The sequence below is a fragment of the Pseudomonas sp. NY15374 genome, assembly GCF_048068255.1.
Taxonomy (GTDB): Bacteria; Pseudomonadota; Gammaproteobacteria; order Pseudomonadales; family Pseudomonadaceae; genus Aquipseudomonas; species Aquipseudomonas machongensis.
The window spans coordinates 1-454 of the sequence record NZ_JBLUPZ010000030.1 but is presented as its reverse complement, the minus strand read 5'-3'; the positions used below and the strand labels follow the sequence as shown (position 1 = coordinate 454).

1 rRNA gene is annotated in these 454 nt (G+C 49.6%); it reads right to left on the bottom strand.

The annotated features are described in order from the left end of the window. Window positions 1–454: ribosomal RNA gene (locus ACNFHO_RS27395) — 23S ribosomal RNA — on the bottom strand; the annotation flags it as partial.

The following is a 454-nucleotide window of genomic DNA, read 5'->3' as shown; positions in this document are numbered from 1 at the left end:
TTCAGGTTCTATTTCACTCCCCTCTCCGGGGTTCTTTTCGCCTTTCCCTCACGGTACTGGTTCACTATCGGTCAGTCAGTAGTATTTAGCCTTGGAGGATGGTCCCCCCATGTTCAGACAAAGTTTCTCGTGCTCCGTCCTACTCGATTTCATTGAAAAGAGACTTTCGTGTACGGGGCTATCACCCACTATGGCCGCACTTTCCAGAGCGTTCCACTAATCTCAAATCAACTTAAGGGCTGGTCCCCGTTCGCTCGCCACTACTAAGGGAATCTCGGTTGATTTCTTTTCCTCAGGGTACTTAGATGTTTCAGTTCCCCTGGTTCGCCTCTTGCACCTATGGATTCAGTACAAGATACTCAGCTTATGCTGAGTGGGTTCCCCCATTCAGAGATCTCTGGATCACAGTCTGTTTGCCGACTCCCCAAAGCTTATCGCAGGCTACCACGTCTTT